The organism is Pseudomonas sp. MWU12-2319 (genome assembly GCF_023242525.1).
In the GTDB taxonomy this organism is placed as follows: Bacteria; Pseudomonadota; Gammaproteobacteria; order Pseudomonadales; family Pseudomonadaceae; genus Aquipseudomonas; species Aquipseudomonas gingeri_D.
On the sequence record NZ_JALJES010000001.1, the window covers coordinates 245,791 to 265,437 of the forward strand.

The 19,647-nt window shown below is 62.9% G+C and carries 23 protein-coding genes; 16 read left to right on the plus strand and 7 right to left on the minus strand.

The window, feature by feature from the left end; genetic code table 11:
- Position 1: 1 nt before the first annotated feature.
- From M5C01_RS00825 to fnr, 13 genes are all read left to right on the plus strand, one after another.
- Complete coding sequence (locus tag M5C01_RS00825) at positions 2 to 199, plus strand: CcoQ/FixQ family Cbb3-type cytochrome c oxidase assembly chaperone (protein WP_103499660.1); 198 nt, start codon at positions 2 to 4, stop codon at positions 197 to 199.
- Positions 196 to 1,134, plus strand: coding sequence for a cytochrome-c oxidase, cbb3-type subunit III (gene ccoP / locus M5C01_RS00830; RefSeq protein ID WP_152737002.1), 939 nt, complete (start codon positions 196 to 198; stop codon positions 1,132 to 1,134). Before M5C01_RS00825 ends, ccoP (M5C01_RS00830) begins: the two co-directional genes overlap by 4 nt.
- A gap of 334 nt (positions 1,135 to 1,468) precedes the next feature.
- Complete coding sequence (gene ccoN, locus M5C01_RS00835) at positions 1,469 to 2,911, plus strand: cytochrome-c oxidase, cbb3-type subunit I (RefSeq protein WP_152737003.1); 1,443 nt, start codon at positions 1,469 to 1,471, stop codon at positions 2,909 to 2,911.
- Positions 2,911 to 3,519 (plus strand): cytochrome-c oxidase, cbb3-type subunit II, encoded by a 609-nt coding sequence (gene ccoO, locus M5C01_RS00840; protein WP_100940578.1) that lies wholly within the window; start codon positions 2,911 to 2,913, stop codon positions 3,517 to 3,519. The genes ccoN and ccoO overlap by 1 nt, the downstream gene beginning before the upstream one ends.
- 5 nt (positions 3,520 to 3,524) lie before the next feature.
- On the plus strand, positions 3,525 to 3,710 hold the full coding sequence (locus tag M5C01_RS00845; protein WP_100940961.1) for a cbb3-type cytochrome c oxidase subunit 3: 186 nt from the start codon (positions 3,525 to 3,527) through the stop codon (positions 3,708 to 3,710).
- Positions 3,707 to 4,681: a cytochrome-c oxidase, cbb3-type subunit III gene (gene ccoP / locus M5C01_RS00850; protein ID WP_152737004.1), complete on the plus strand. Its 975-nt coding sequence runs from the start codon at positions 3,707 to 3,709 to the stop codon at positions 4,679 to 4,681. The genes M5C01_RS00845 and ccoP (M5C01_RS00850) overlap by 4 nt, the downstream gene beginning before the upstream one ends.
- Positions 4,682 to 5,027: 346 nt before the next feature.
- Positions 5,028 to 6,443, plus strand: coding sequence for a cytochrome c oxidase accessory protein CcoG (ccoG, locus tag M5C01_RS00855; protein WP_103499333.1), 1,416 nt, complete (start codon positions 5,028 to 5,030; stop codon positions 6,441 to 6,443).
- 11 nt (positions 6,444 to 6,454) lie between these two features.
- Positions 6,455 to 6,994 carry a FixH family protein gene (locus tag M5C01_RS00860; protein WP_103499332.1) on the plus strand — a complete coding sequence of 180 codons (540 nt, stop codon included), beginning with the start codon at positions 6,455 to 6,457 and terminating at the stop codon, positions 6,992 to 6,994.
- A gap of 114 nt (positions 6,995 to 7,108) precedes the next feature.
- The gene (locus tag M5C01_RS00865; RefSeq protein ID WP_152737005.1) at positions 7,109 to 9,514 is read left to right on the plus strand and encodes a heavy metal translocating P-type ATPase; all 2,406 of its coding nucleotides are present in this window, start codon (positions 7,109 to 7,111) and stop codon (positions 9,512 to 9,514) included.
- A gap of 193 nt (positions 9,515 to 9,707) precedes the next feature.
- Positions 9,708 to 9,923 (plus strand): cbb3-type cytochrome oxidase assembly protein CcoS, encoded by a 216-nt coding sequence (ccoS, locus tag M5C01_RS00870; protein WP_103499330.1) that lies wholly within the window; start codon positions 9,708 to 9,710, stop codon positions 9,921 to 9,923.
- Positions 9,916 to 10,599 (plus strand): sulfite exporter TauE/SafE family protein, encoded by a 684-nt coding sequence (locus M5C01_RS00875; protein ID WP_152737006.1) that lies wholly within the window; start codon positions 9,916 to 9,918, stop codon positions 10,597 to 10,599. The genes ccoS and M5C01_RS00875 overlap by 8 nt, the downstream gene beginning before the upstream one ends.
- 82 nt (positions 10,600 to 10,681) lie before the next feature.
- Positions 10,682 to 12,064, plus strand: a complete 1,383-nt coding sequence (gene hemN / locus M5C01_RS00880) for an oxygen-independent coproporphyrinogen III oxidase (RefSeq protein ID WP_103499329.1) — start codon at positions 10,682 to 10,684, stop codon at positions 12,062 to 12,064.
- Between the two features lie 184 nt (positions 12,065 to 12,248).
- Positions 12,249 to 12,983 (plus strand): fumarate/nitrate reduction transcriptional regulator Fnr, encoded by a 735-nt coding sequence (gene fnr, locus M5C01_RS00885; RefSeq protein WP_103499328.1) that lies wholly within the window; start codon positions 12,249 to 12,251, stop codon positions 12,981 to 12,983.
- Positions 12,984 to 13,138: 155 nt separating this feature from the next.
- Here the strand turns inward: fnr and glp are convergent, their stop codons facing one another.
- Both glp and moaB read right to left on the minus strand, forming a co-directional pair.
- Positions 13,139 to 14,326, minus strand: coding sequence for a gephyrin-like molybdotransferase Glp (gene glp / locus M5C01_RS00890; RefSeq protein ID WP_152737218.1), 1,188 nt, complete (start codon positions 14,324 to 14,326; stop codon positions 13,139 to 13,141).
- A gap of 22 nt (positions 14,327 to 14,348) precedes the next feature.
- A complete protein-coding gene (moaB, locus tag M5C01_RS00895) occupies positions 14,349 to 14,888 on the minus strand; it encodes a molybdenum cofactor biosynthesis protein B (protein ID WP_152737007.1) in 540 nt (179 codons plus the stop codon).
- 83 nt (positions 14,889 to 14,971) lie between these two features.
- Between moaB and mobA the strand changes: the two genes are divergently transcribed.
- The 3 genes from mobA (at position 14,972) to M5C01_RS00910 (ending at position 16,506) form a co-directional block, all read left to right on the plus strand.
- A complete protein-coding gene (gene mobA, locus M5C01_RS00900; protein ID WP_152737008.1) occupies positions 14,972 to 15,571 on the plus strand; it encodes a molybdenum cofactor guanylyltransferase MobA in 600 nt (199 codons plus the stop codon).
- 109 nt (positions 15,572 to 15,680) lie between these two features.
- Positions 15,681 to 15,902: a YgdI/YgdR family lipoprotein gene (locus tag M5C01_RS00905; RefSeq protein ID WP_103499324.1), complete on the plus strand. Its 222-nt coding sequence runs from the start codon at positions 15,681 to 15,683 to the stop codon at positions 15,900 to 15,902.
- A 148-nt stretch (positions 15,903 to 16,050) separates the two neighbouring features.
- Positions 16,051 to 16,506: a type II 3-dehydroquinate dehydratase gene (locus tag M5C01_RS00910; RefSeq protein ID WP_177103006.1), complete on the plus strand. Its 456-nt coding sequence runs from the start codon at positions 16,051 to 16,053 to the stop codon at positions 16,504 to 16,506.
- Between the two features lie 12 nt (positions 16,507 to 16,518).
- Here M5C01_RS00910 and M5C01_RS00915 read toward each other — a convergent pair whose 3' ends face one another.
- From M5C01_RS00915 to M5C01_RS00935, 5 genes are all read right to left on the minus strand, one after another.
- On the minus strand, positions 16,519 to 17,409 hold the full coding sequence (locus tag M5C01_RS00915) for a pseudouridine synthase (RefSeq protein ID WP_103499322.1): 891 nt from the start codon (positions 17,407 to 17,409) through the stop codon (positions 16,519 to 16,521).
- Between the two features lie 104 nt (positions 17,410 to 17,513).
- The gene (locus M5C01_RS00920) at positions 17,514 to 17,846 is read right to left on the minus strand and encodes a transcriptional regulator (protein ID WP_100940592.1); all 333 of its coding nucleotides are present in this window, start codon (positions 17,844 to 17,846) and stop codon (positions 17,514 to 17,516) included.
- 150 nt (positions 17,847 to 17,996) lie between these two features.
- Positions 17,997 to 18,197 (minus strand): hypothetical protein, encoded by a 201-nt coding sequence (locus M5C01_RS00925; RefSeq protein ID WP_100940593.1) that lies wholly within the window; start codon positions 18,195 to 18,197, stop codon positions 17,997 to 17,999.
- A 166-nt stretch (positions 18,198 to 18,363) separates the two neighbouring features.
- Positions 18,364 to 18,600, minus strand: coding sequence for a glutaredoxin family protein (locus M5C01_RS00930; protein WP_103499321.1), 237 nt, complete (start codon positions 18,598 to 18,600; stop codon positions 18,364 to 18,366).
- A gap of 74 nt (positions 18,601 to 18,674) precedes the next feature.
- Positions 18,675 to 19,646 (minus strand): acyltransferase family protein, encoded by a 972-nt coding sequence (locus M5C01_RS00935; RefSeq protein WP_152737009.1) that lies wholly within the window; start codon positions 19,644 to 19,646, stop codon positions 18,675 to 18,677.
- Position 19,647: the final 1 nt, after the last annotated feature.

Sequence of the window (19,647 nt, forward strand, 5' to 3'; positions counted from 1 at the left end):
CATGGACATGAGTAGCGGAATGATCCGCGGCCTCGGCACCCTGGTGGTGTTCATCGCCTTTATCGGCCTGGCCCTCTGGGTGTTCAACGCCAAGCGTACTTCCGAGTTCGCCGAAGCCTGCATGCTGCCCTTCGCCGATGACGAGCCGCTTCCCGCCCCCCCTGAAGATCCCACTGCAACAAGGAGCACCCGGCCATGACCACCTTCTGGAGTGCGTATATCTGCGTACTGACCATCGGCAGCCTGATCGGCCTGACCTGGTTGCTGATCGGCACACGCAAGGGTGAAACCAAGGGCAGCGTCGACCAGACCATGGGCCACAGCTTCGACGGCATCGAGGAGTACGACAACCCGTTGCCGCAGTGGTGGTTCATGCTGTTCGCCGGGACCCTGGTGTTTGCCGTCGGCTACCTGATCCTCTACCCCGGCCTGGGCAACTGGAAAGGTATCCTGCCCGGCTACGAGAACGGCTGGACCGGCGTCCACGAATGGGAAAAGGAAATGGACAAGGCCGATGCCAAGTTCGGACCGATCTTCGCCAAATTCGCGGCCATGCCCGTGGAACAAGTAGCCAAGGACCCGCAAGCGCTGAAAATGGGCGGACGCCTGTTCGCCTCCAACTGCGCGGTGTGCCATGGCTCGGACGCCAAGGGCGCCTACGGTTTCCCCAACCTCGCCGACGAGATCTGGCGCTGGGGCGGCAGTGCCGACACGATCAAGACCACCATCATGGGCGGACGCATCGCGGCCATGCCGGCCTGGGGCGAAATCCTCGGTGAGGACGGGGTGAAGAACGTCGCGGCCTATGTCCGTCACGACCTGGCCAAGCTACCGCTGGCGCAGGATTCCACGGCGGACCTGGCGGCGGGCCGGCAAACCTTCAGCACCACCTGCATCGCCTGCCACGGTGCCACCGGCCAGGGCAGCCAGATCATGGGCGCCCCCGACCTGACCCAGCCTTCCGGCTTTATCTACGGCAGCAGCCTGGTGCAATTGCAGCAGACCATCCGTCACGGCCGCCAGGGCCAGATGCCGGCCCAGAGCGAACTGCTCGGCAACGATAAGGTGCAGTTGCTGGCCGCTTACGTGTTCAGCCTCTCCCATGGCGGTCAAGGAGAAAACAAAGCCCAATAACCACCGGATATTTCCTGTCGCATCGATCAGGATGCGACAGTTCCCCGCCTGTACGCGACCCAATGTCGCACCTCTCTTTTAGTCCGCCTACCCACTCCCGGGAATCGGTACTAAGCTTTGCTCACTTCGATCAAACCGCATCCCCTCGCCTGCCGGACGATTCCGGCCTTTTCGAGGGCGCGTTTTGACCTTACACCGAGCATGGAAAGGCCGCAGAATCAGCGTCGCACGGTATTGACCCAGGTCATGCCGCGTTGCAATGACCCTGGGCTTTATCCATACTTGCGGGCGATTTTCACCCCTAATAAATATACCTAAACCGTGGAACCTTAGAATGAGCACAGCAATCAGTCCGACTGCTTATAACTATAAGGTAGTCCGCCAGTTCGCCATCATGACGGTGGTCTGGGGGATCCTTGGCATGGGGCTCGGTGTCTTCATCGCCTCGCAACTGGTCTGGCCGGAGTTGAATTTCGGCCTGCCCTGGACGAGTTTTGGACGCCTGCGCCCGCTGCACACCAACCTGGTGATCTTCGCCTTCGGTGGTTGTGCGTTGTTTGCCACCTCCTACTATGTCGTGCAGCGAACCTGCCAGGTACGACTGATCTCCGACGGCCTCGCGGCCTTCCACTTCTGGGGTTGGCAGGCGGTGATCGTCGGTGCCGGGATCACCCTGCCCCTGGGTTACACCACCACCAAGGAATACGCCGAACTGGAATGGCCGCTGGCAATCCTCCTGGCGATTGTCTGGGTGGTCTACGCCCTGGTGTTCTTCGGCACCATCATCAAGCGCAAGACCAAGCACATCTATGTCGGCAACTGGTTCTACGGTGCCTTCATCATCGTCACGGCGATGCTGCACATCGTTAACCACATCTCGCTGCCGGTGAGCTTCTTCAAGTCCTACTCGGCCTATGCCGGGGCGACCGATGCGATGATCCAGTGGTGGTACGGCCACAACGCCGTGGGCTTCTTCCTGACCACCGGCTTCCTGGGGATGATGTACTACTTCGTGCCGAAACAGGCCGAGCGGCCGATCTACTCCTATCGCCTGTCCATCGTGCACTTCTGGGCGCTGATCACCCTGTATATCTGGGCCGGCCCGCACCACCTGCACTACACCGCCCTGCCGGACTGGGCCCAGTCCCTGGGCATGGCGATGTCGATCATCCTCCTGGCACCGAGCTGGGGCGGCATGATCAACGGCATGATGACCCTCTCGGGCGCCTGGCATAAGCTGCGCACCGACCCGATCCTGCGCTTTTTGGTGGTGTCCCTGGCGTTCTACGGCATGTCGACCTTCGAAGGGCCGATGATGGCGATCAAGACCGTCAACTCGCTTTCCCACTACACCGACTGGACCATCGGCCATGTGCACGCCGGGGCCCTGGGTTGGGTAGCGATGATCTCCATCGGCGCGATCTACCACATGATCCCGAAAATCTTCGGGCGTCCGCAGATGCACAGCATCGGCCTGATCAACGCGCACTTCTGGCTCGCCACCATCGGCACCGTGCTCTACATCGCCTCGATGTGGGTCAACGGCATCACCCAGGGCCTGATGTGGCGCGCGATCAACGACGACGGCACCCTGACCTACTCGTTCGTCGAAGCCCTGCAGGCCAGCCACCCCGGCTATATCGTACGCGCCATCGGCGGTGCGTTCTTCGCCAGCGGCATGCTGTTCATGGCCTACAACGTGTTCCGTACCGTTCGCGCCTCGGACCCGGCTGAAGCTGAAGCCGCCGCTCAGATCGCTGTCGCTGGAGCTCACTGATGAAGCACGAAGTAGTCGAGAAAAATATCGGCCTGCTGGCCTTCTTCATGGTCATCGCCGTGAGCATCGGCGGCCTGACCCAGATCGTCCCGCTGTTCTTCCAGGACGTCACCAACAAGCCGGTCGAAGGCATGAAGCCGCGCCCGGCACTGGAACTGGAAGGCCGTGACATCTTTATCGCCAACGGTTGTGTCGGCTGCCACTCGCAGATGATCCGCCCGTTCCGCGCCGAGACCGAACGCTACGGGCACTATTCTGTAGCCGGTGAAAGCGTCTGGGACCACCCGTTCCTCTGGGGTTCCAAGCGCACCGGGCCGGACCTGGCCCGGGTCGGCGGGCGTTACTCCGATGACTGGCACCGCGCGCACCTGTACAACCCGCGCAACGTGGTGCCCGAGTCGAAAATGCCGGCTTATCCGTTCCTGGTGGAAAACAAGCTCGACGGCAAGGACACGGCGAAGAAAATGGAAGTCCTGCGCACCCTCGGCGTGCCTTACACCGACGAAGACATCGCCGGGGCCAAGGATGCCGTGAAGGGCAAGACCGAAATGGACGCGCTGGTGGCCTACTTGCAGGGCCTGGGCACCATCATCAAAAGCAAACGGTGATCTGGATGGATATCGGGATGATTCGTGGCCTGGGCACCCTGGTGGTGATGGTGGCCTTTATCGGCCTGGCGCTGTGGGTGTTCAGCCCACGGCGCAAATCGGAATTCGAGGACGCAACCCTGTTGCCTTTCGCGGATGACCCCGAAGCCATCAAGCAGGTCGAAAAAGCGTCTAGGAGTAATAAAGAATGACTATGTTCTGGAGTCTGTACGTCACAGTCCTCACTCTGGGTACCATCTTCGCCCTGACCTGGCTGCTACTGTCCACCCGCAAGGGACAGCGCGCCGATCAGACCGAGGAGACGGTTGGCCACTCCTTCGACGGTATCGAGGAATACGACAACCCGCTGCCCAAATGGTGGTTCATGCTGTTCGTCGGCACCATCATCTTCGCCCTCGGTTACCTGGTCCTGTACCCGGGCCTGGGCAACTGGAAAGGCCTGCTGCCCGGCTACGCCTACCTCGACAACGATAAGCAGACCGCCTTCGCCAACGGCCAGACCGGCTGGACCGGCGTGCACGAGTGGGAAAAGGAAATGGCCCGCTCGGATGCCAAGTTCGGGCCGATCTTCGCCAAGTACGCGGCCATGCCCATCGAGGACGTGGCCAAGGACCCGTTGGCGCTGAAGATGGGCGCACGGCTGTTCGCCTCCAACTGCTCGGTGTGTCACGGTTCCGACGCCAAGGGCGCCTACGGCTTCCCCAACCTGACCGACGAAGACTGGCGCTGGGGCGGTGAACCGGAAACCATCAAGACCACCATCATGGGCGGTCGCCACGCGGTGATGCCGGCCTGGGCCGACGTCATCGGTGAGCAGGGCGTGGCCGATGTCGCCTCGTTCGTGCTGACCAATCTGGATGGGCGCAAGCTGCCGGAAGGCGCCAAGGCCGATCCGGTGGCGGGGCAGAAACTCTTCGCCACCAACTGCGTGGCCTGCCACGGTCCTGAAGGTAAAGGCACCCCGGCCATGGGCGCGCCGAACCTGACGCACCCGGCGGCGTTCATCTACGGTTCAAGCTTCGCGCAGTTGCAACAGACCATCCGTTATGGTCGCCAAGGGCAGATGCCGGCCCAGGCGCAGTTGCAGGGCAACGACAAGGTTCACTTGCTCGCCGCCTATGTCTACAGCCTGTCCCACGGTGATAACAAACCTGCTGAATAAGCCAGTTTGAGCAACCCCCGACGGCCCCACCAGCATAACTGGCGGGGCCGTTTTCATTACGCGCGGCCGCTTTCCACACGCAGGAAACACCCCACGGGTCGGCGGATCAGAGATCGCCATAGCCGGCTCCAATCCGCCCCCACTCACGATCAATCATCTATAGTCAATTGACTTGGATCATGCCTTGTTACATCTGCTACACCATACTGAGCGCAGACCCAACGCGACCAAAGGTCGCACCCTTGGAGCGCAGGGACGGGCGTATCATTGCGCCATTGCACTACTCTTTCCGATCGCGGTCGGCACGTACTGACCGAGGCATTTCCCCCAGCCGTGGGACGCAATAATGAGCAAGCAGATTCCGGTACACGACGTCACGCCACCTGCCAAACCCGCCAATGCAACTGTCGACCTCTACGCTTCGCGAGAGAAAATCTACACCCGTGCCTTCACCGGCCTGTTCCGCAACCTGCGGATGGTGGGGGGGGCCGGCCTGTTCCTGCTGTACTTCGGTACCGTGTGGCTGAGCTGGGGCGGTCATCAGGCCGTGTGGTGGAACCTGCCCGAACGCAAGTTCTTCATCTTCGGCGCGACCTTCTGGCCCCAGGACTTCATCCTGCTCTCGGGTCTGCTGATCATCGCCGCCTTCGGCCTGTTCTTCATTACCGTCTATGCCGGACGGGTCTGGTGCGGCTATACCTGTCCGCAAAGCGTCTGGACCTGGATCTTCATGTGGTGTGAAAAGGTCACCGAAGGCGACCGCAACCAGCGCATCAAGCTGGACAAGGCGCCCATGGGCGCCAACAAATTCCTGCGCAAATTCGCCAAGCACAGCCTGTGGCTGCTGATCGGTTTTGTCACCGGCATGACCTTTGTCGGCTACTTCTCGCCGATTCGCGAACTGGTCATCAGCTTCTTCACCGGCGAGGCCGATGGCTGGTCGTACTTCTGGGTCGGCTTCTTCACCCTCGCCACCTACGGCAACGCCGGCTGGCTGCGCGAACAGGTGTGCATCTACATGTGCCCCTATGCGCGCTTCCAGAGCGTGATGTTCGACAAGGACACGCTGATCGTCTCATACGACCCGCGCCGGGGCGAAGAGCGGGGTCCGCGCAAGAAAGGCGTCGACTACAAGGCCCAGGGCCTGGGCGACTGCATCGACTGCACGATGTGCGTGCAGGTCTGCCCCACCGGTATCGACATTCGCGACGGCTTGCAGATCGAGTGCATCGGCTGCGCTGCCTGCATCGACGCCTGCGACAGCATCATGGACAAGATGCAGTACCCCCGCGGGCTGATCAGCTACACCACCGAACACAACCTTTCCGGGCAGAAAACCCATAAGCTGCGGCCACGCCTGATCGGTTATGCACTGGTGCTGCTGACCATGATCGGCCTGCTGGTGACGGCGTTCTTCATGCGTCCGCTGGTGGGTTTCGACGTCAGCAAGGACCGGGTGCTGTACCGCGAGAACGCCGAAGGGCGGATCGAAAACGTCTACAGCCTGAAGATCATGAACAAGGATCAGCGCGACCATACCTATGTCCTGGACGCCAGCGGACTGCCCGACCTGAAACTCCAGGGCAAGCGCGAAATCCACGTGGCCGCCGGCGAGATATTCAGCATGCCGATGGAACTGTCCAGCGCCCCCGAGCAACTGCCGTCGAGTACCAACGAGGTGAAATTCACCTTGCGCGATGCCGATGACGACAGCGTTCATATTGAAGCCAAGAGCCGATTCATCGGCCCGCAAATCCGTTAAGGAACGACACGATGCCCGCAGCAACCGCCGCAAGCCCCTGGTACAAGCACCTCTGGCCCTGGATCCTGATCGGGATCATGGCCTGCTCGGTGACCCTGACCCTGTCGATGGTGACCATTGCGGTGAAGAACCCGGACAACCTGGTCAACGACAACTACTACGAGGCCGGCAAGGGCATCAACCGTTCCCTGGACCGCGAACTGCTGGCCCAGAGCCTGAAGCTGCATGCCAGCGTGCATCTGGACGAAGTCACCGGTGAGGTCGACCTGCGCCTGCTGGGCAACAGCCAGCCGGCCAGTGTCGAGCTGAACCTGATCTCGCCGACCCAGCCGGAGAAGGACCGCAAGGTCATCCTGAACCGCAGCGCCAGCGAACCGGGGCGTTATATCGGGCAACTGGCCGACAAGATCGAAGGCCGGCGCTTTGTCGAGTTGCTGGGGGTCGAAGGCGACAAGACCTGGCGCATGTTCGAGGAAGAACAGATCAGCCAGGACAAGGACCTGAAGCTGGGCGATGAGCCGCTGCAAGGCGCTGAAGAACAGAGCAAATAAATACGATCCCGCTTCTGTGGGAGCTGGCTTGCCGGCGATGGCGTCCGAACAGGCAATGCCAGGTTCCAGGGCCCATCGCCGGCAAGCCGGCTCCTACAGTGACCGATGGCGCCTATGACAACCCCGACACCCTGCTACCACTGCGCCCTGCCCGTCCCCTCCGGCAGTCGCTTCACCGCTGTCGTCCTGGGCGAGCCCCGCGAGTTCTGCTGTCCGGGTTGCCAGGCGGTGGCGCAGGCGATTGTTGCCGGTGGCCTGGAACACTATTACAGCCATCGCAGCGAAACCTCGGCCAACCCCGAAAGCCTGCCGGTGCAACTGGTGGACGAACTGGCGCTGTACGACCGCAGCGACGTGCAAAAACCCTTTGTCCGCCATGACGGCGAACTCGCCGAAGCGACCCTGCTGATGGAGGGCATCAGTTGCGCCGCCTGCGGCTGGCTGATCGAGAAACACCTGCTCGGCCTGCCCGCCGTGGCCGAGGCGCGGCTGAACCTGTCCAATCACCGCCTGCAGGTGCGTTGGGCCGACAGCCAGTTGCCGCTGAGCCAGATCCTCGGCGAACTGCGCCATATCGGCTACGCCGCGCACCCCTATCAGGCCGACCAGGCCAGCGAACAGCTCGCCAGCGAAAACCGCAAATCCCTGCGCCAACTGGGCCTGGCCGGCCTGCTGTGGTTCCAGGCGATGATGGCGACCATGGCCACCTGGCCGGAATTCAATATCGACCTCAGCCCGGAACTGCACACCATCCTGCGCTGGGTGGCGCTGTTCCTGACCACACCCATCGTCTTCTACAGCTGTGCGCCGTTCTTTCGCGGTGCCTTTCGCGACCTGCGCACCCGCCATCTGACCATGGATGTCTCGGTCTCGCTGGCCATTGGCAGCGCCTACTTCGCCGGGATCTGGACCGCGATTACCGGGGTTGGCGAACTCTATTTCGACGCCGTGGGCATGTTCGCCCTGTTCCTGCTGGCCGGCCGCTACCTGGAACGCCGCGCCCGCGAACGCACCGCCGCCGCCACCGCGCAACTGGTCAACCTGCTACCCGCGTCCTGCCTGCGCCTGGGAGCCGACGGCCAGAGCGAACGCATCCTGCTCAGTGAACTGCGCCTGGGGGAGCGGGTGTTGGTGCATCCCGGTGCCGTGCTGCCGGCTGACGGGCGGATTATCGACGGCCAGTCGAGCATCGACGAATCCCTGCTGACCGGCGAATACCTGCCGCAGCCGCGCACAGCCGGGGATGCGGTCACCGCCGGCACCCTGAACGTCGAAAGCGCGTTGACCGTCGAGGTCATGGCCCTCGGCCAGGACACCCGCCTGTCCGCCATCGTCCGCCTGCTTGACCGTGCCCAGAGCGAAAAGCCGCGCCTGGCGCAGCTCGCCGACCGCGCCGCGCAGTGGTTCCTGCTGTTCTCGCTGATCGCCGCAGCGGTCATCGGCCTGATCTGGTGGCAACTGGACCCGACCCGGGCGTTCTGGATCGTGCTGGCGATGCTGGTCGCCACCTGTCCGTGCGCCTTGTCACTGGCCACCCCCACCGCCCTGACCGCCGCCACCGGCACCCTGCACAAGCTCGGCCTGCTGTTGACCCGCGGCCACGTGCTCGAGGGCCTGAACCAGATCGACACGGTGATTTTCGACAAGACCGGCACCCTCACCGAAGGCCGCCTGACCCTGCGTTCCATCCGCCCGTTGCGCGAGCTGGACAGCGAACGCTGCCTGAGCCTCGCCGCCGCCCTGGAAAACCGTTCCGAGCACCCGATTGCCCGCGCCTTCGGCCGAGCCCCCCAAGCCGCCGAAGAGGTCCATGGCACTCCCGGCCTGGGCCTTGAGGGCCGGGTCGGCGAGCAGTTGCTGCGGATCGGCCAGGCGGCGTTTGTCTGCGAACTCGGCGCCAGCCCGCTGCCGCCGACGCCGGACGAAGCCGGACAATGGCTGCTGCTGGGCGACACCCAAGGGCCACTGGCCTGGTTTGTCCTCGACGACCGCCTGCGGGACGACGCCCCCGCGTTGCTGGCAGCCTGCCGGGTCCGGGGCTGGCGCACGCTGCTGCTGTCCGGCGACAGCTCGCCGATGGTCGCCAGCGTCGCCGCCGAACTGGGCATCGATGAAGCCCGGGGCGGCCTGCGCCCGGACGACAAGTTGCAAGTGCTGCGCGACCTGCATAGCCAGGGCCACAAGGTGCTGATGCTCGGTGACGGCGTGAATGACGTGCCGGTCCTGGCCGCCGCCGATATCAGCGTGGCCATGGGCACGGCCACCGACCTGGCCAAGACCAGCGCCGACGCGGTGCTGCTGTCCAATCGCCTGGGCGCCCTGGTGCAAGCCATCGGCCTGGCCCGGCGGACCCGGCGGATCATCATCGAGAACCTGATCTGGGCCAGCCTGTACAATGGCCTGATGTTGCCGTTCGCCGCCCTCGGCTGGGTCACCCCGGTGTGGGCCGCGATCGGCATGTCCATCAGCTCGCTGACCGTGGTGCTCAATGCCTTGCGCCTGACCCGCCAGATCACGTGAAAACTACTGCGCTCGGAAATGCTGCGTTAAAAACAGGCTCGGAATGCTCATTTACAGTCAGTAAACTCCGCTTCCTCGCCTGTTTTTGCCTGGCCTTTCCTTCGCTCGCTACGTTTTCACGCGATCTGGAAGTGAGAAATTATGAAAAAGCAAAGCCCGTTGCCGGCCTGAGCCGCGCGGGCATGGAGTTCCCATGCCAGCTCTCTACATCATGATCCCCGCCGCGCTGCTGATCGTGGCCATCGCCGTCTACATCTTCTTCTGGGCAGTGGACAGCGGCCAGTACGACGACCTCGAAGGTCCGGCCCACAGCATCCTGTTCGACGACCAGGACCCGAACCACACCGCCGCCGTCGAAGAAAGCAAAGCCACCCCGGACAAGCACGACAAGGCCCCACCCCATGCTTGAACTCGCGCCCCTGCTGGTCTCGGCGCTGATTCTCGGCCTGCTCGGCGGCGGTCATTGCCTGGGCATGTGCGGCGGCCTGATGGGCGCCCTGACCCTGGCGATTCCCCCGGCGCAACGCAGCCGGCGCTTTCGCCTGCTGCTGGCCTACAACCTCGGGCGAATTCTCAGCTATGCCAGCGCCGGCCTGCTGATCGGCCTCGCCGGCTGGGCCGTGGCCAGCAGCCCGGCGGCGCTGTTTCTGCGGGTGATCGCCGGCTTGCTGTTGATCAGCATGGGCCTGTACCTGGCCGGCTGGTGGAGCGGCCTGACCCGTATCGAAAGCCTGGGACGCGGCCTGTGGCGGCATATCCAGCCGCTGGCCAACCGCCTGCTGCCGGTGTCGAGCCTGCCCCGCGCCTTGCTGCTGGGCGCGCTCTGGGGCTGGCTGCCGTGCGGGCTGGTCTACAGCACCCTGCTCTGGGCAGCGAGCCAGGGCAATGCCGTCGACAGTGCGCTGCTGATGCTCGCCTTCGGCCTGGGCACCTGGCCGGTGCTGCTGGCCACCGGGCTGGCGGCGGAGCGGGTCACCGCCGTGCTGCGCAAACGTAGCGTGCGCATGAGCGGCGGCCTGCTGGTGATCCTGTTCGGCCTGTGGACCTTGCCGGGGCCGCACCAGCACTGGTTGATGGGGCACTAACGGCCGTTGATTCAGGTCAAGATGGCCCGGTGGCGCAGCCCCTAGACTTCGGATATTGCAGCCAATCCGGGGGAACGCCCGCATGCTCGACGCCATTCGTTGGGACTCAGACCTGATCCACCGCTACGACATCGCGGGACCGCGCTACACCTCCTATCCCACGGCCGTACAGTTCAACAGCCAGGTCGGCACTTTCGACCTGCTCCACGCCCTGCGTGACAGCCGCAAGGCCCTGCGGCCATTGTCGCTGTACGTACACGTGCCGTTCTGCGCGAACATCTGCTATTACTGCGCCTGCAACAAGGTCATCACCAAGGACCGTGGCCGTGCCCTGCCCTACCTGCAACGCCTGGAGCAGGAAATCCAGCTGGTCGCCTGCCACCTCAACCCGGCGCAGAAAGTCGAGCAACTGCACCTGGGCGGCGGCACCCCGACCTTTCTCAATCACGACGAACTGCGACAACTGATGAGCTGCCTGCGCCAGCACTTCAACCTGCTGGACGACGATTCCGGCGACTACGGCATCGAGATCGACCCACGGGAAGCCGACTGGTCGACCATGGGCCTGCTCCGTGAACTGGGCTTCAACCGGGTCAGCATCGGCCTGCAGGACCTCGACCCGAACGTGCAGCGGGCGGTCAATCGCCTGCAGAGCCTGGAAGAAACCCGGGCGATCATCGAGGCGGCGCGGACCCTGCAATTCCGCTCGATCAATATCGACCTGATCTACGGCCTGCCCAAGCAGACCCCGGACAACTTCGCCCGTACCGTCGACGAAGTGATCAACCTGCAACCCGATCGCCTGTCGGTGTTCAACTACGCCCACCTGCCCGAGCGCTTCATGCCGCAACGCCGGATCAACAGCGATGACCTGCCGGCGCCGGCCGACAAGCTGGAAATGCTCCACCGCACCATAGAGCAACTCACCGCCGCCGGTTACCGCTATATCGGCATGGACCACTTCGCCCTGCCCGACGACGAGCTGGCGATTGCCCAGGAAGAATCGACCCTGCAGCGCAATTTCCAGGGCTACACCACCCACGGCCATTGCGACCTGATCGGCCTCGGTGTCTCGGCCATCAGCCAGATCGGCGACCTCTACTGCCAGAACAGCAGTGACCTGAACCAGTACCAGAACACCCTCGCCAGTGCGCAACTGGCCACCAGCCGGGGCCTGTTGTGCAATGCCGACGACCGCCTGCGCCGGGCCGTGATCCAGCAGATCATCTGCAACTTCAGCCTGGAGTTCGCCGATATCGAGCGCCAGTTCAATATCGACTTCGGCGGTTATTTCGCCGCGCTCTGGCCACGTCTGACGGAGATGGCCGCGGACGGCCTGATCGAACTCGACAGCCAGCGCCTCACGGTCCTGCCGGCCGGGCGCCTGCTGGTGCGTTCGGTCTGCATGGTCTTCGATGCCTATCTGGAACAGCAGAACCGCCAGCGTTTCTCGCGGGTGATCTGAAGGATCGATCGGTTTGCCACGGCCGGGCCCCGGACCTGCGCGGTGCCACTCACGCCAACCCAGGATCCGAGTTGGGGGGGGTCACCCAGGGCAGGGGTGCGCCATTTCGGCGCAGGCTGGCCTGAGCGCCCCTAGCTGGGTTACCCTTACGTCTTATGTGTGTTCTCCCACAAGGATTTAAGAAATGTCCGACCCAGTGAAATTGCGCACCCACAGTCAGGCCCATTGCAAGGATTGCAGCCTGGCCCCTCTCTGCCTGCCCCTTTCGCTGAATCTGGAGGACATGGATGCGCTGGACGAAATCGTCAAGCGTGGCCGACCACTGAAGAAAGGCGAGTTCCTGTTTCGCCAGGGCGACACGTTCGGCTCGGTCTATGCCGTGCGCTCCGGGGCGCTGAAGACCTTCAGCCTGAGTGACGGCGGCGAAGAACAGATCACCGGCTTTCATTTGCCGAGCGAACTGGTCGGCCTGTCGGGCATGGATACCGAGACCTATCCGGTGTCGGCCCAGGCGCTGGAAACCACTTCGGTCTGTGAGATTCCCTTCGAGCGCCTGGACGAACTGGCCCTGCAACTGCCGCAATTGCGCCGGCAGTTGATGCGGGTGATGAGCCGGGAGATTCGTGACGACCAGCAAATGATGTTGCTGCTGTCGAAAAAGACCGCCGACGAGCGCATCGCGACTTTCCTGGTCAACCTCTCGGCGCGCTTCCGTGCCCGGGGTTTCTCGGCCAACCAGTTCCGCCTGAGCATGTCGCGCAACGAGATCGGCAACTACCTGGGGCTGGCGGTGGAGACCGTCTCGCGGGTGTTTACCCGTTTTCAGAGCAATGAACTGATCGCCGCCGAAGGCAAGGAAGTGCATATCCTCGACCCGATCCAGCTCTGTGCGCTGGCGGGGGGGTCGTTGGAGGGCTGATGCGATTGTGGCGTTCTGGAGGACGCCAAGAGCTTCGCGGGCAAGCCCTGCGCCTACAGGTTTGTGCGTGTTTCAGACTTGTGTCCGACACCGCACTGTAGGAGCAGGGCTTACCCGCGAAGAGGCCCTCAAGACCACCATATGAACCTGCCGGACTAACCCAGCACTTCGCTCAACGGAATAAAGTTGACCCAGTCACCTTCCACCAGGGTGCTCTCCTCCAACACCTCGACCAAACCCTCTGCCCACGCCGCACTACGCAGCACGCCGGAGCTCTGGTTGCGGTAGATGATCGCCCGGCCGTTTTCCAGGCGCCCGCGCAGGTATTCACGACGATTGCCCGGCTTGGGCCAGACAAACCCGGCCGGCACCTTGAACTGCAAGGGCCGGACTTCCTGTACGCCCTGGCGACGTAACAGATAAGGCCGGGCCAACAACGCAAAGGTGACCAGGGTCGAAGCCGGATTGCCCGGCAGGCCGATCACCGGCACCCCGCGAAAATGCCCGAAGGTCAGCGGTTTGCCCGGCTTGATCGCCAGCTTCCACAGCTCCAGCTCACCGGCCTCGCGCAAGGCGATGCCAAGGAAATCGGCTTCGCCCACCGACACCCCGCCCGTGGACAGGATCAGGTCGACATCGCCCAACTGCGTCAGGCGCTGGCGGGTTGCCTCCAGGTCATCCGGCAAAATCCCGGCATCCAGCACTTCGCAACCCTGGCGCGTCAACCAGCTGCACAGCAACACGCGGTTGCTGTTGTAGATCTGCCCCGGCCCCAGCGGCTGGCCCGGCTCGATCAACTCGTCGCCGGTGGACAACACGGCCACCCGCACCCGCCGCACCACGTTCAGCTCGGCACAGCCCAGAGACGCCGCCAAGCCCTGCTCGATCGGCCCCAAGCGGGTCCCGGCGGTGAGTACCACTTCGCCCACCGTGGTTTCCTGGCCCTGGGGCCGGATATTCTGCTCAGCCACCAGCGCTTCGATAAAGCGCACCCGCCCATCGGCGAGTACCTCGACGTTTTCCTGCATTTCCACGCAATCGGCCCCCGCCGGCACCGGGGCACCGGTAAAGATCCGCGCGCAAGTGCCCGGCTGCAAAGGCTCGGGGGCCTGCCCGGCAAAAATCCGCTGGCTGACTGGCAGCGGCTCGCCCTGCCAATCGGCCAGGCACAGGGCGTACCCGTCCATGGCGCTGTTGGGCCAGGGCGGCAGGTCGAGACCGGAAATCAGGTCCTCGGCCAACACCCGCCCATCGGCCTGGGCCAACGGTACACGTTGCGCCTCACGGATCGGCGCCGCCTCGGCCAGTTCAAGCAGACAGGCCAGGGCGACTTCCACCGGCATCAAGGCACCGAGCTTGCCCGGCTTACCCGCGGGATTCACAAGGCGCCGCCTGTTTCAGATGAGGGACGAAGTTGCACGGGCGATGGCGCGAGTCCAGCTGCTCGGCGAGGATCCCGTCCCAGCCGGTGCGCACCGCGTTGGTCGAACCCGGCAGGCAGCAGACCAGGGTGCCGTTGGCCAGGCCGGCCAGGGCCCGGGATTGCATGGTGGAGGTGCCGATATCCGCCACGGAGATCTGCCGGAACAGTTCACCAAAGCCGTCGACTTGTTTATCCAGCAAGCAGGCCACGGCTTCCGGGGTGCTGTCGCGCCCGGTAAAACCGGTGCCGCCGGTGATCAGCACGACCTGGACCACGTCTTCGGCGATCCAGGTAGCGACCTGCGCGCGAATCCGATAGAGGTCGTCCTTGAGCAACACCCGCTCGGCCAGGCGGTGCCCGGCGGCGGTCAGACGGTCGACGAAGACCTGCCCCGAGGTGTCGGTTTCAAAGGTACGGGTGTCACTGACGGTCAAGACCGCGATGTTCAGCGGTACGAAAGGTGTATCAGCCTTGGCTTTCATAGGCTCGGTCCAGTTGTAGAGAGGAACAGCCCGGTGTTATATCACAGCCTCCCTTTTGATCGCTGCTGCCGAGACCACTGCCCATGTCCGTAAACGACTTTTCCATTCTGCTCCTGGCCGGCGGTCGCGGCCAACGCATGGGCGGCCAGGACAAAGGCCTGCTGGAGTGGCGCGGGCAACCGTTGATCGCCCATCTGCATGCCGTGGCGCGGCCGTTCACCGATGACCTGATCATCTCCTGCAACCGCAACCCGGAGCGCTATGCGGCCTATGCCGACCGGCTGGTGAGCGACGACAGCGACGATTTTCCCGGGCCCCTGGCCGGCATTCGCGCGGGCCTCGCGGCGGCACGCCATGGGCATTTGCTGGTACTGCCCTGCGATGTGCCGCAAATCGACGCCGCCTTGCTCACGGCCATGCTCGAGACCGTTCGCCGCGATCCGAGCCGGCCGCTGATGCTGCGCCAGGGCGAACACTGGGAACCGCTGTTATGTGTGATCCCCACTGCCCACGCAGGGGTCTTCGACAGCGCCTGGGCCCTGGGCGAGCGCAGTCCGCGCAAGGTCATGTTGCAACTGCGGGCCCAGGCCCTGCAGTGCCCGCCGGATGATCCCCGATTGGCCAATCTGAATACCCCGGAGCTGCTGCAATCGCCGGATCACTCGCCTGATGCCCCCTCATAAGGAACTTGCTGAGCCTATATCCGTCAGAAACTTCAATCAGTGTTGTAATCCATCGGCTCTGACATCTATTAACGCTATTCTCAAAAAACACCCTTTCCGGAGAAGTACCATGACGCAACGGACTCTTGCCGCACTCCTGCTGACAACCGCCCTGGCCGGCCTCGCCGGTTGCTCGTCGCCGACGGTGATCACCTTGAATGACGGACGTGAAATCCAGGCGGTGGACACCCCGAAATACGACGAAGACTCGGGGTTCTACGAATTCAAGCAACTGGACGGTAAAAAGACCCGCATCAACAAGGACCAGGTGCGGACCGTCAAAGAGCTGTAAGGCCTCTACGCTTTCAATACGGAGCCCGCCTTGCGCGGGCTCCGTCGTTTTTTTCCCGACGGCGGCGACGTACAGGCACAACCTGCGGGTACGGCCTATTCTATGGGAATCCCTCACTCGAGCCCATTTCTCTTCCGGTGGCTGAATCATGAAAGTCCTGATGCTGCACGGCCTTAACCACCATCTGTTCGGCAAGTGCGAGCCGATCCGCCATGCGGGCATCACCCTGGAACAGATCGACGAGCGCCTGCGCACGCTGGCCCGGGAACTGGACGTGGATGTCACCAGTTTCCAGACCAACAGCGAGGGGGCGATGTGCATCCGCATTCGCCAAGGCGCCCGCGAGCAGGTCGACGCGGTGCTGATCAATGCCGGTGCCTGGGCCCACAGCAGCTACGATATTCGCGACGCCCTGGCGCACTTGTCGGTGCCGGTGATCGAGTTGCACATGGCCAATATCAATCGCAACGAACCCTTGCACCAGCCTTCGGTGCTGGCCGAAGTGGCCCGGGGCCAGATCTGCGGTTTCGGCGTCGACAGCTACCTGCTGGGCCTGCGGGCCGCGGTGAGCGCGGCTCAGGCCCAAGCCCAGGCCTGCTACTGACGGCCGTCGGTGTCACCAGTGCAGAACGATCTCGCTCTCGAAGCGACGCTCACGGTCGCTGATCGGATCAATGAAACGCAAGCCCTGGGCCAACAGCTTGAGAGGGTTGGCGTAGTCATCCACGGCATCCTTGAGCACCTGTGGATAAAACGGGTCGTTGCAGATGCCCGCGCCAAGAGCCGCCATATGCACCCGCAACTGATGCTTCTTGCCCGTCACCGGATACAGCCCGTAGCGCCACAGCTCGCCATTTTTTTCAGCGACCTCGACAGCGGTTTCGGTATTGCTGGTACCGTCCCCTTCGCGCATGCGGAAAAACGGCTCGCCTTCCACCAGGCGGCTTTTGTGCACCAGCGGGAACGACAGGCTCGGCAAGGCACGGGCAATCGCCTCGTAGCGCTTTTCAATCTGCCGGGTCGGAAACAGCGCCTGATAGGCCGAACGGCTCGCGGGATTGGCCGAGAACAGCACCAGGCCGGCGGTGTGCCGGTCGATCCGATGCAACGGCACCAGGTGCGGATTGTCCAGGCGGTGGATCAAGCGTCGCAACAAGGTCTGCTCGACATACTCGCCGGCCGGCGTGACCGGCAGGAAATGCGGTTTGTCCGCCACCACCAGGTGTTCATCGGCGTAGAGAATCGTCTCCCTCACCGGAATCGGCGTTTCGTTCGGCACTTCGCGAAAGTAGTGGATGCGCAGGCCTTCGCGGTAAGGCAACTGCGCGCTGATGGCCACGCCCTCGGCGTCCAGCACCCGGCCGCGGGCAATGCGATCGAGCCATTGCTCGCGGCTGATCGCCTTGAAATGTTCGCACAGGCAGTCCAGCACCGTGGCCCACGAACCGGGTGGCAGGTACAAGGTGCTGGCCTGGTGCTCGGCGGCATTGAAGGGCAAGGCGGACATGACAGGACTCGAACGGCTGGGCAAGCCGGCATTATCCCGCAAGACCCCGGCAGAACCTAGGCTCGCGGTAACGCAATCGCGATGCCCGTCGCCTTGCCCGTGCCTCAGCCCGAAGCGATCTTGCTACCCAGCAGCTTTGCACCGGCCGCCTCGGTGTAGTCCTTCAGCCAGCGCAACACATCCACCGCCTCCCAGCGCCCCGGATCGTAGAGGGCATACAACAAGCCCTGGTAACCCACCACATCCAGTTGCCGGTGATAACCCGCGCGCTGGAACAGGGCTTCGATTTCCGCGAAACAGGTGTTGAAATGCAACTTGTTGAACGGTGTCTTGCCTTCCGTTACCAGCCCGTCCAGGCGCAACTCGAGTACCGCCTCGCGCACCACATCAGCGGACATGCGGTTCACGCTGGATTTCAATTGTTCGACATTGAGCATGCTTTAACCCTCTTGATCTCTCTGGATTCCGTTCCCGGGTGCGCACGTCAGGGTGGGCATCCTGTCCCAACACCGGAACGAAAACTGTATAAACATACAGTAACTGATTTTTTGATGACCCGCCAACCGATTGCCGCCTGCCGGCAGCCCTCATGATTCCCTGGGATGGACTTTTCCATAGACGTTGCCGCCGATGAACGAGCCCACCGTGCCGAGGATCACCATGGCGTAGGTCCCACCATCGATCTTTCCATACCAGGTCAACGCCGCGGTGCTTACGCCAACCACCACGGTGGCCAGGAACTTGCGACCGCCCAGTTGGTTGACCAGCAGAATGGACCTCCCTTTCATTTCATTTCCTCCCTTGCACCACTGGAACGTGCTGCCTCAAACGTCATGCAGCGACGTAAGCACAGTCGTTTTTCCAGCGCAACCGCAGGTAATTTGATGAAACAGAAGCGCCACCACCACCCGACAAGGGTGCAGCAGGCATATGACAGGAGCGAGATAGATCGCTTCAGCGTAGAAAAGCCACGACCTGCTCGACATCAAAGGGCCAGTCCAACTCGGCCCTGGTGTCCGCCCGGCGTAGCACCGGAATCCGCAAGCCATAGGCATCGAATAAGGCCTCATCGGCGGCGATATCCACCAGTTCCACCATCAGGCCGTGATCGACCAGCGGCATCAGCAGGGCTTCGGCGACTTCACAGAGATGGCAACCCAGGGTGCCGAACAGCTGGCATTCAGGAAGCATGGCAAGGGGTCCGGGACAGGATGAAGACTTATTCTAGGTCCGTCATCCGGGCCAGTCGAGCGACGACACGGCCCTCAGAGCAGGAAGCGCACACGCCGGCTGACGAGGATCAGCAATGGTGCCGCGACTAAAGCCAGGAGCAGCACTACCGCGGTCAGGGTATTGCCGTACGCCAGTCCCGCCGACAACGCCCCGTAGAGGAACAACGGATGCACATAGTAGAGCGCGGAGGACAGCTTGGCGTTGAGGTTGCTGCTGGAAGCGCGGAAAAACACGAACGGCAACAGGAACAACGCCGACGTGACCAGCGGCAACGATGCCAGGAAATCGAAGTTCTGCCGGGCATCGGCCTGATGCGAGTAATTCAGCCAGGCTTCGCCCAACAGCAGGGCCAGGCCGAGCGCCAACGCCAGGCAGACCTTTCCCCGGGTAGCCCGTTCCGGCACGCCGTGACGGGCCAGGAGAAACCCCAGCGCCATGAACGGAAAGCCCATGAACAGGAAATTCCGCGCGGTGTAGTCGTTCTGGTTGAAATGCTGGAGAAAGGCGTTGGGCAGCTCGAAATAGACCCGGGCATATTGCAGCACCAGGCCGACCACAAAGGCACTCGACGCCAGCGCCAGCAGCAGGCCCGTGGGTCGATTGCGCAACAGGTAGAGGATCAGGCCGCCACCGAGCATGCCCACCAGGTACCAGAGGTGGAAGTAACCGATCACGAACTGCTTCAGTATTCCCAGCACGCCGCCGACACTGCCCAGGTCGGCGAAGCTCGCATAGATCGGGCTGTAGACCAGCATCCAGAGCAGATACAACTGCAGGCCACGCTTGAACCAGAGCGCAAACGAGTGCCCGGAGGCGAGGGTCTTCCACAGGTAGTAACCGTTGATGACAAAGAAGGTCGGCACCGCCACGCGGAACAAGCCATTGCACAGCAAGTAACCCACCGCGGTGTAGTTGCCGCCCATGAAATGGCAATGCAACACCACGACAAATATCGCCAGCAGGACTTTCAAGGCATCCAGATTGCCGTTGAGGACTTTAGCCATC

Coding starts and splice junctions, on each gene's coding strand:
- M5C01_RS00825 (WP_103499660.1), top strand. CDS start 2: ATGGACATGAGTAGCGGAATGATCCGCGGCCTCGGCACCCTGGTGGTG.
- ccoP (WP_152737002.1), top strand. CDS start 196: ATGACCACCTTCTGGAGTGCGTATATCTGCGTACTGACCATCGGCAGC.
- ccoN (WP_152737003.1), top strand. CDS start 1,469: ATGAGCACAGCAATCAGTCCGACTGCTTATAACTATAAGGTAGTCCGC.
- ccoO (WP_100940578.1), top strand. CDS start 2,911: ATGAAGCACGAAGTAGTCGAGAAAAATATCGGCCTGCTGGCCTTCTTC.
- M5C01_RS00845 (WP_100940961.1), top strand. CDS start 3,525: ATGGATATCGGGATGATTCGTGGCCTGGGCACCCTGGTGGTGATGGTG.
- ccoP (WP_152737004.1), top strand. CDS start 3,707: ATGACTATGTTCTGGAGTCTGTACGTCACAGTCCTCACTCTGGGTACC.
- ccoG (WP_103499333.1), top strand. CDS start 5,028: ATGAGCAAGCAGATTCCGGTACACGACGTCACGCCACCTGCCAAACCC.
- M5C01_RS00860 (WP_103499332.1), top strand. CDS start 6,455: ATGCCCGCAGCAACCGCCGCAAGCCCCTGGTACAAGCACCTCTGGCCC.
- M5C01_RS00865 (WP_152737005.1), top strand. CDS start 7,109: ATGACAACCCCGACACCCTGCTACCACTGCGCCCTGCCCGTCCCCTCC.
- ccoS (WP_103499330.1), top strand. CDS start 9,708: ATGCCAGCTCTCTACATCATGATCCCCGCCGCGCTGCTGATCGTGGCC.
- M5C01_RS00875 (WP_152737006.1), top strand. CDS start 9,916: ATGCTTGAACTCGCGCCCCTGCTGGTCTCGGCGCTGATTCTCGGCCTG.
- hemN (WP_103499329.1), top strand. CDS start 10,682: ATGCTCGACGCCATTCGTTGGGACTCAGACCTGATCCACCGCTACGAC.
- fnr (WP_103499328.1), top strand. CDS start 12,249: ATGTCCGACCCAGTGAAATTGCGCACCCACAGTCAGGCCCATTGCAAG.
- glp (WP_152737218.1), bottom strand. CDS start 14,326: ATGCCGGTGGAAGTCGCCCTGGCCTGTCTGCTTGAACTGGCCGAGGCG.
- moaB (WP_152737007.1), bottom strand. CDS start 14,888: ATGAAAGCCAAGGCTGATACACCTTTCGTACCGCTGAACATCGCGGTC.
- mobA (WP_152737008.1), top strand. CDS start 14,972: ATGTCCGTAAACGACTTTTCCATTCTGCTCCTGGCCGGCGGTCGCGGC.
- M5C01_RS00905 (WP_103499324.1), top strand. CDS start 15,681: ATGACGCAACGGACTCTTGCCGCACTCCTGCTGACAACCGCCCTGGCC.
- M5C01_RS00910 (WP_177103006.1), top strand. CDS start 16,051: ATGAAAGTCCTGATGCTGCACGGCCTTAACCACCATCTGTTCGGCAAG.
- M5C01_RS00915 (WP_103499322.1), bottom strand. CDS start 17,409: ATGTCCGCCTTGCCCTTCAATGCCGCCGAGCACCAGGCCAGCACCTTG.
- M5C01_RS00920 (WP_100940592.1), bottom strand. CDS start 17,846: ATGCTCAATGTCGAACAATTGAAATCCAGCGTGAACCGCATGTCCGCT.
- M5C01_RS00925 (WP_100940593.1), bottom strand. CDS start 18,197: ATGAAAGGGAGGTCCATTCTGCTGGTCAACCAACTGGGCGGTCGCAAG.
- M5C01_RS00930 (WP_103499321.1), bottom strand. CDS start 18,600: ATGCTTCCTGAATGCCAGCTGTTCGGCACCCTGGGTTGCCATCTCTGT.
- M5C01_RS00935 (WP_152737009.1), bottom strand. CDS start 19,646: ATGGCTAAAGTCCTCAACGGCAATCTGGATGCCTTGAAAGTCCTGCTG.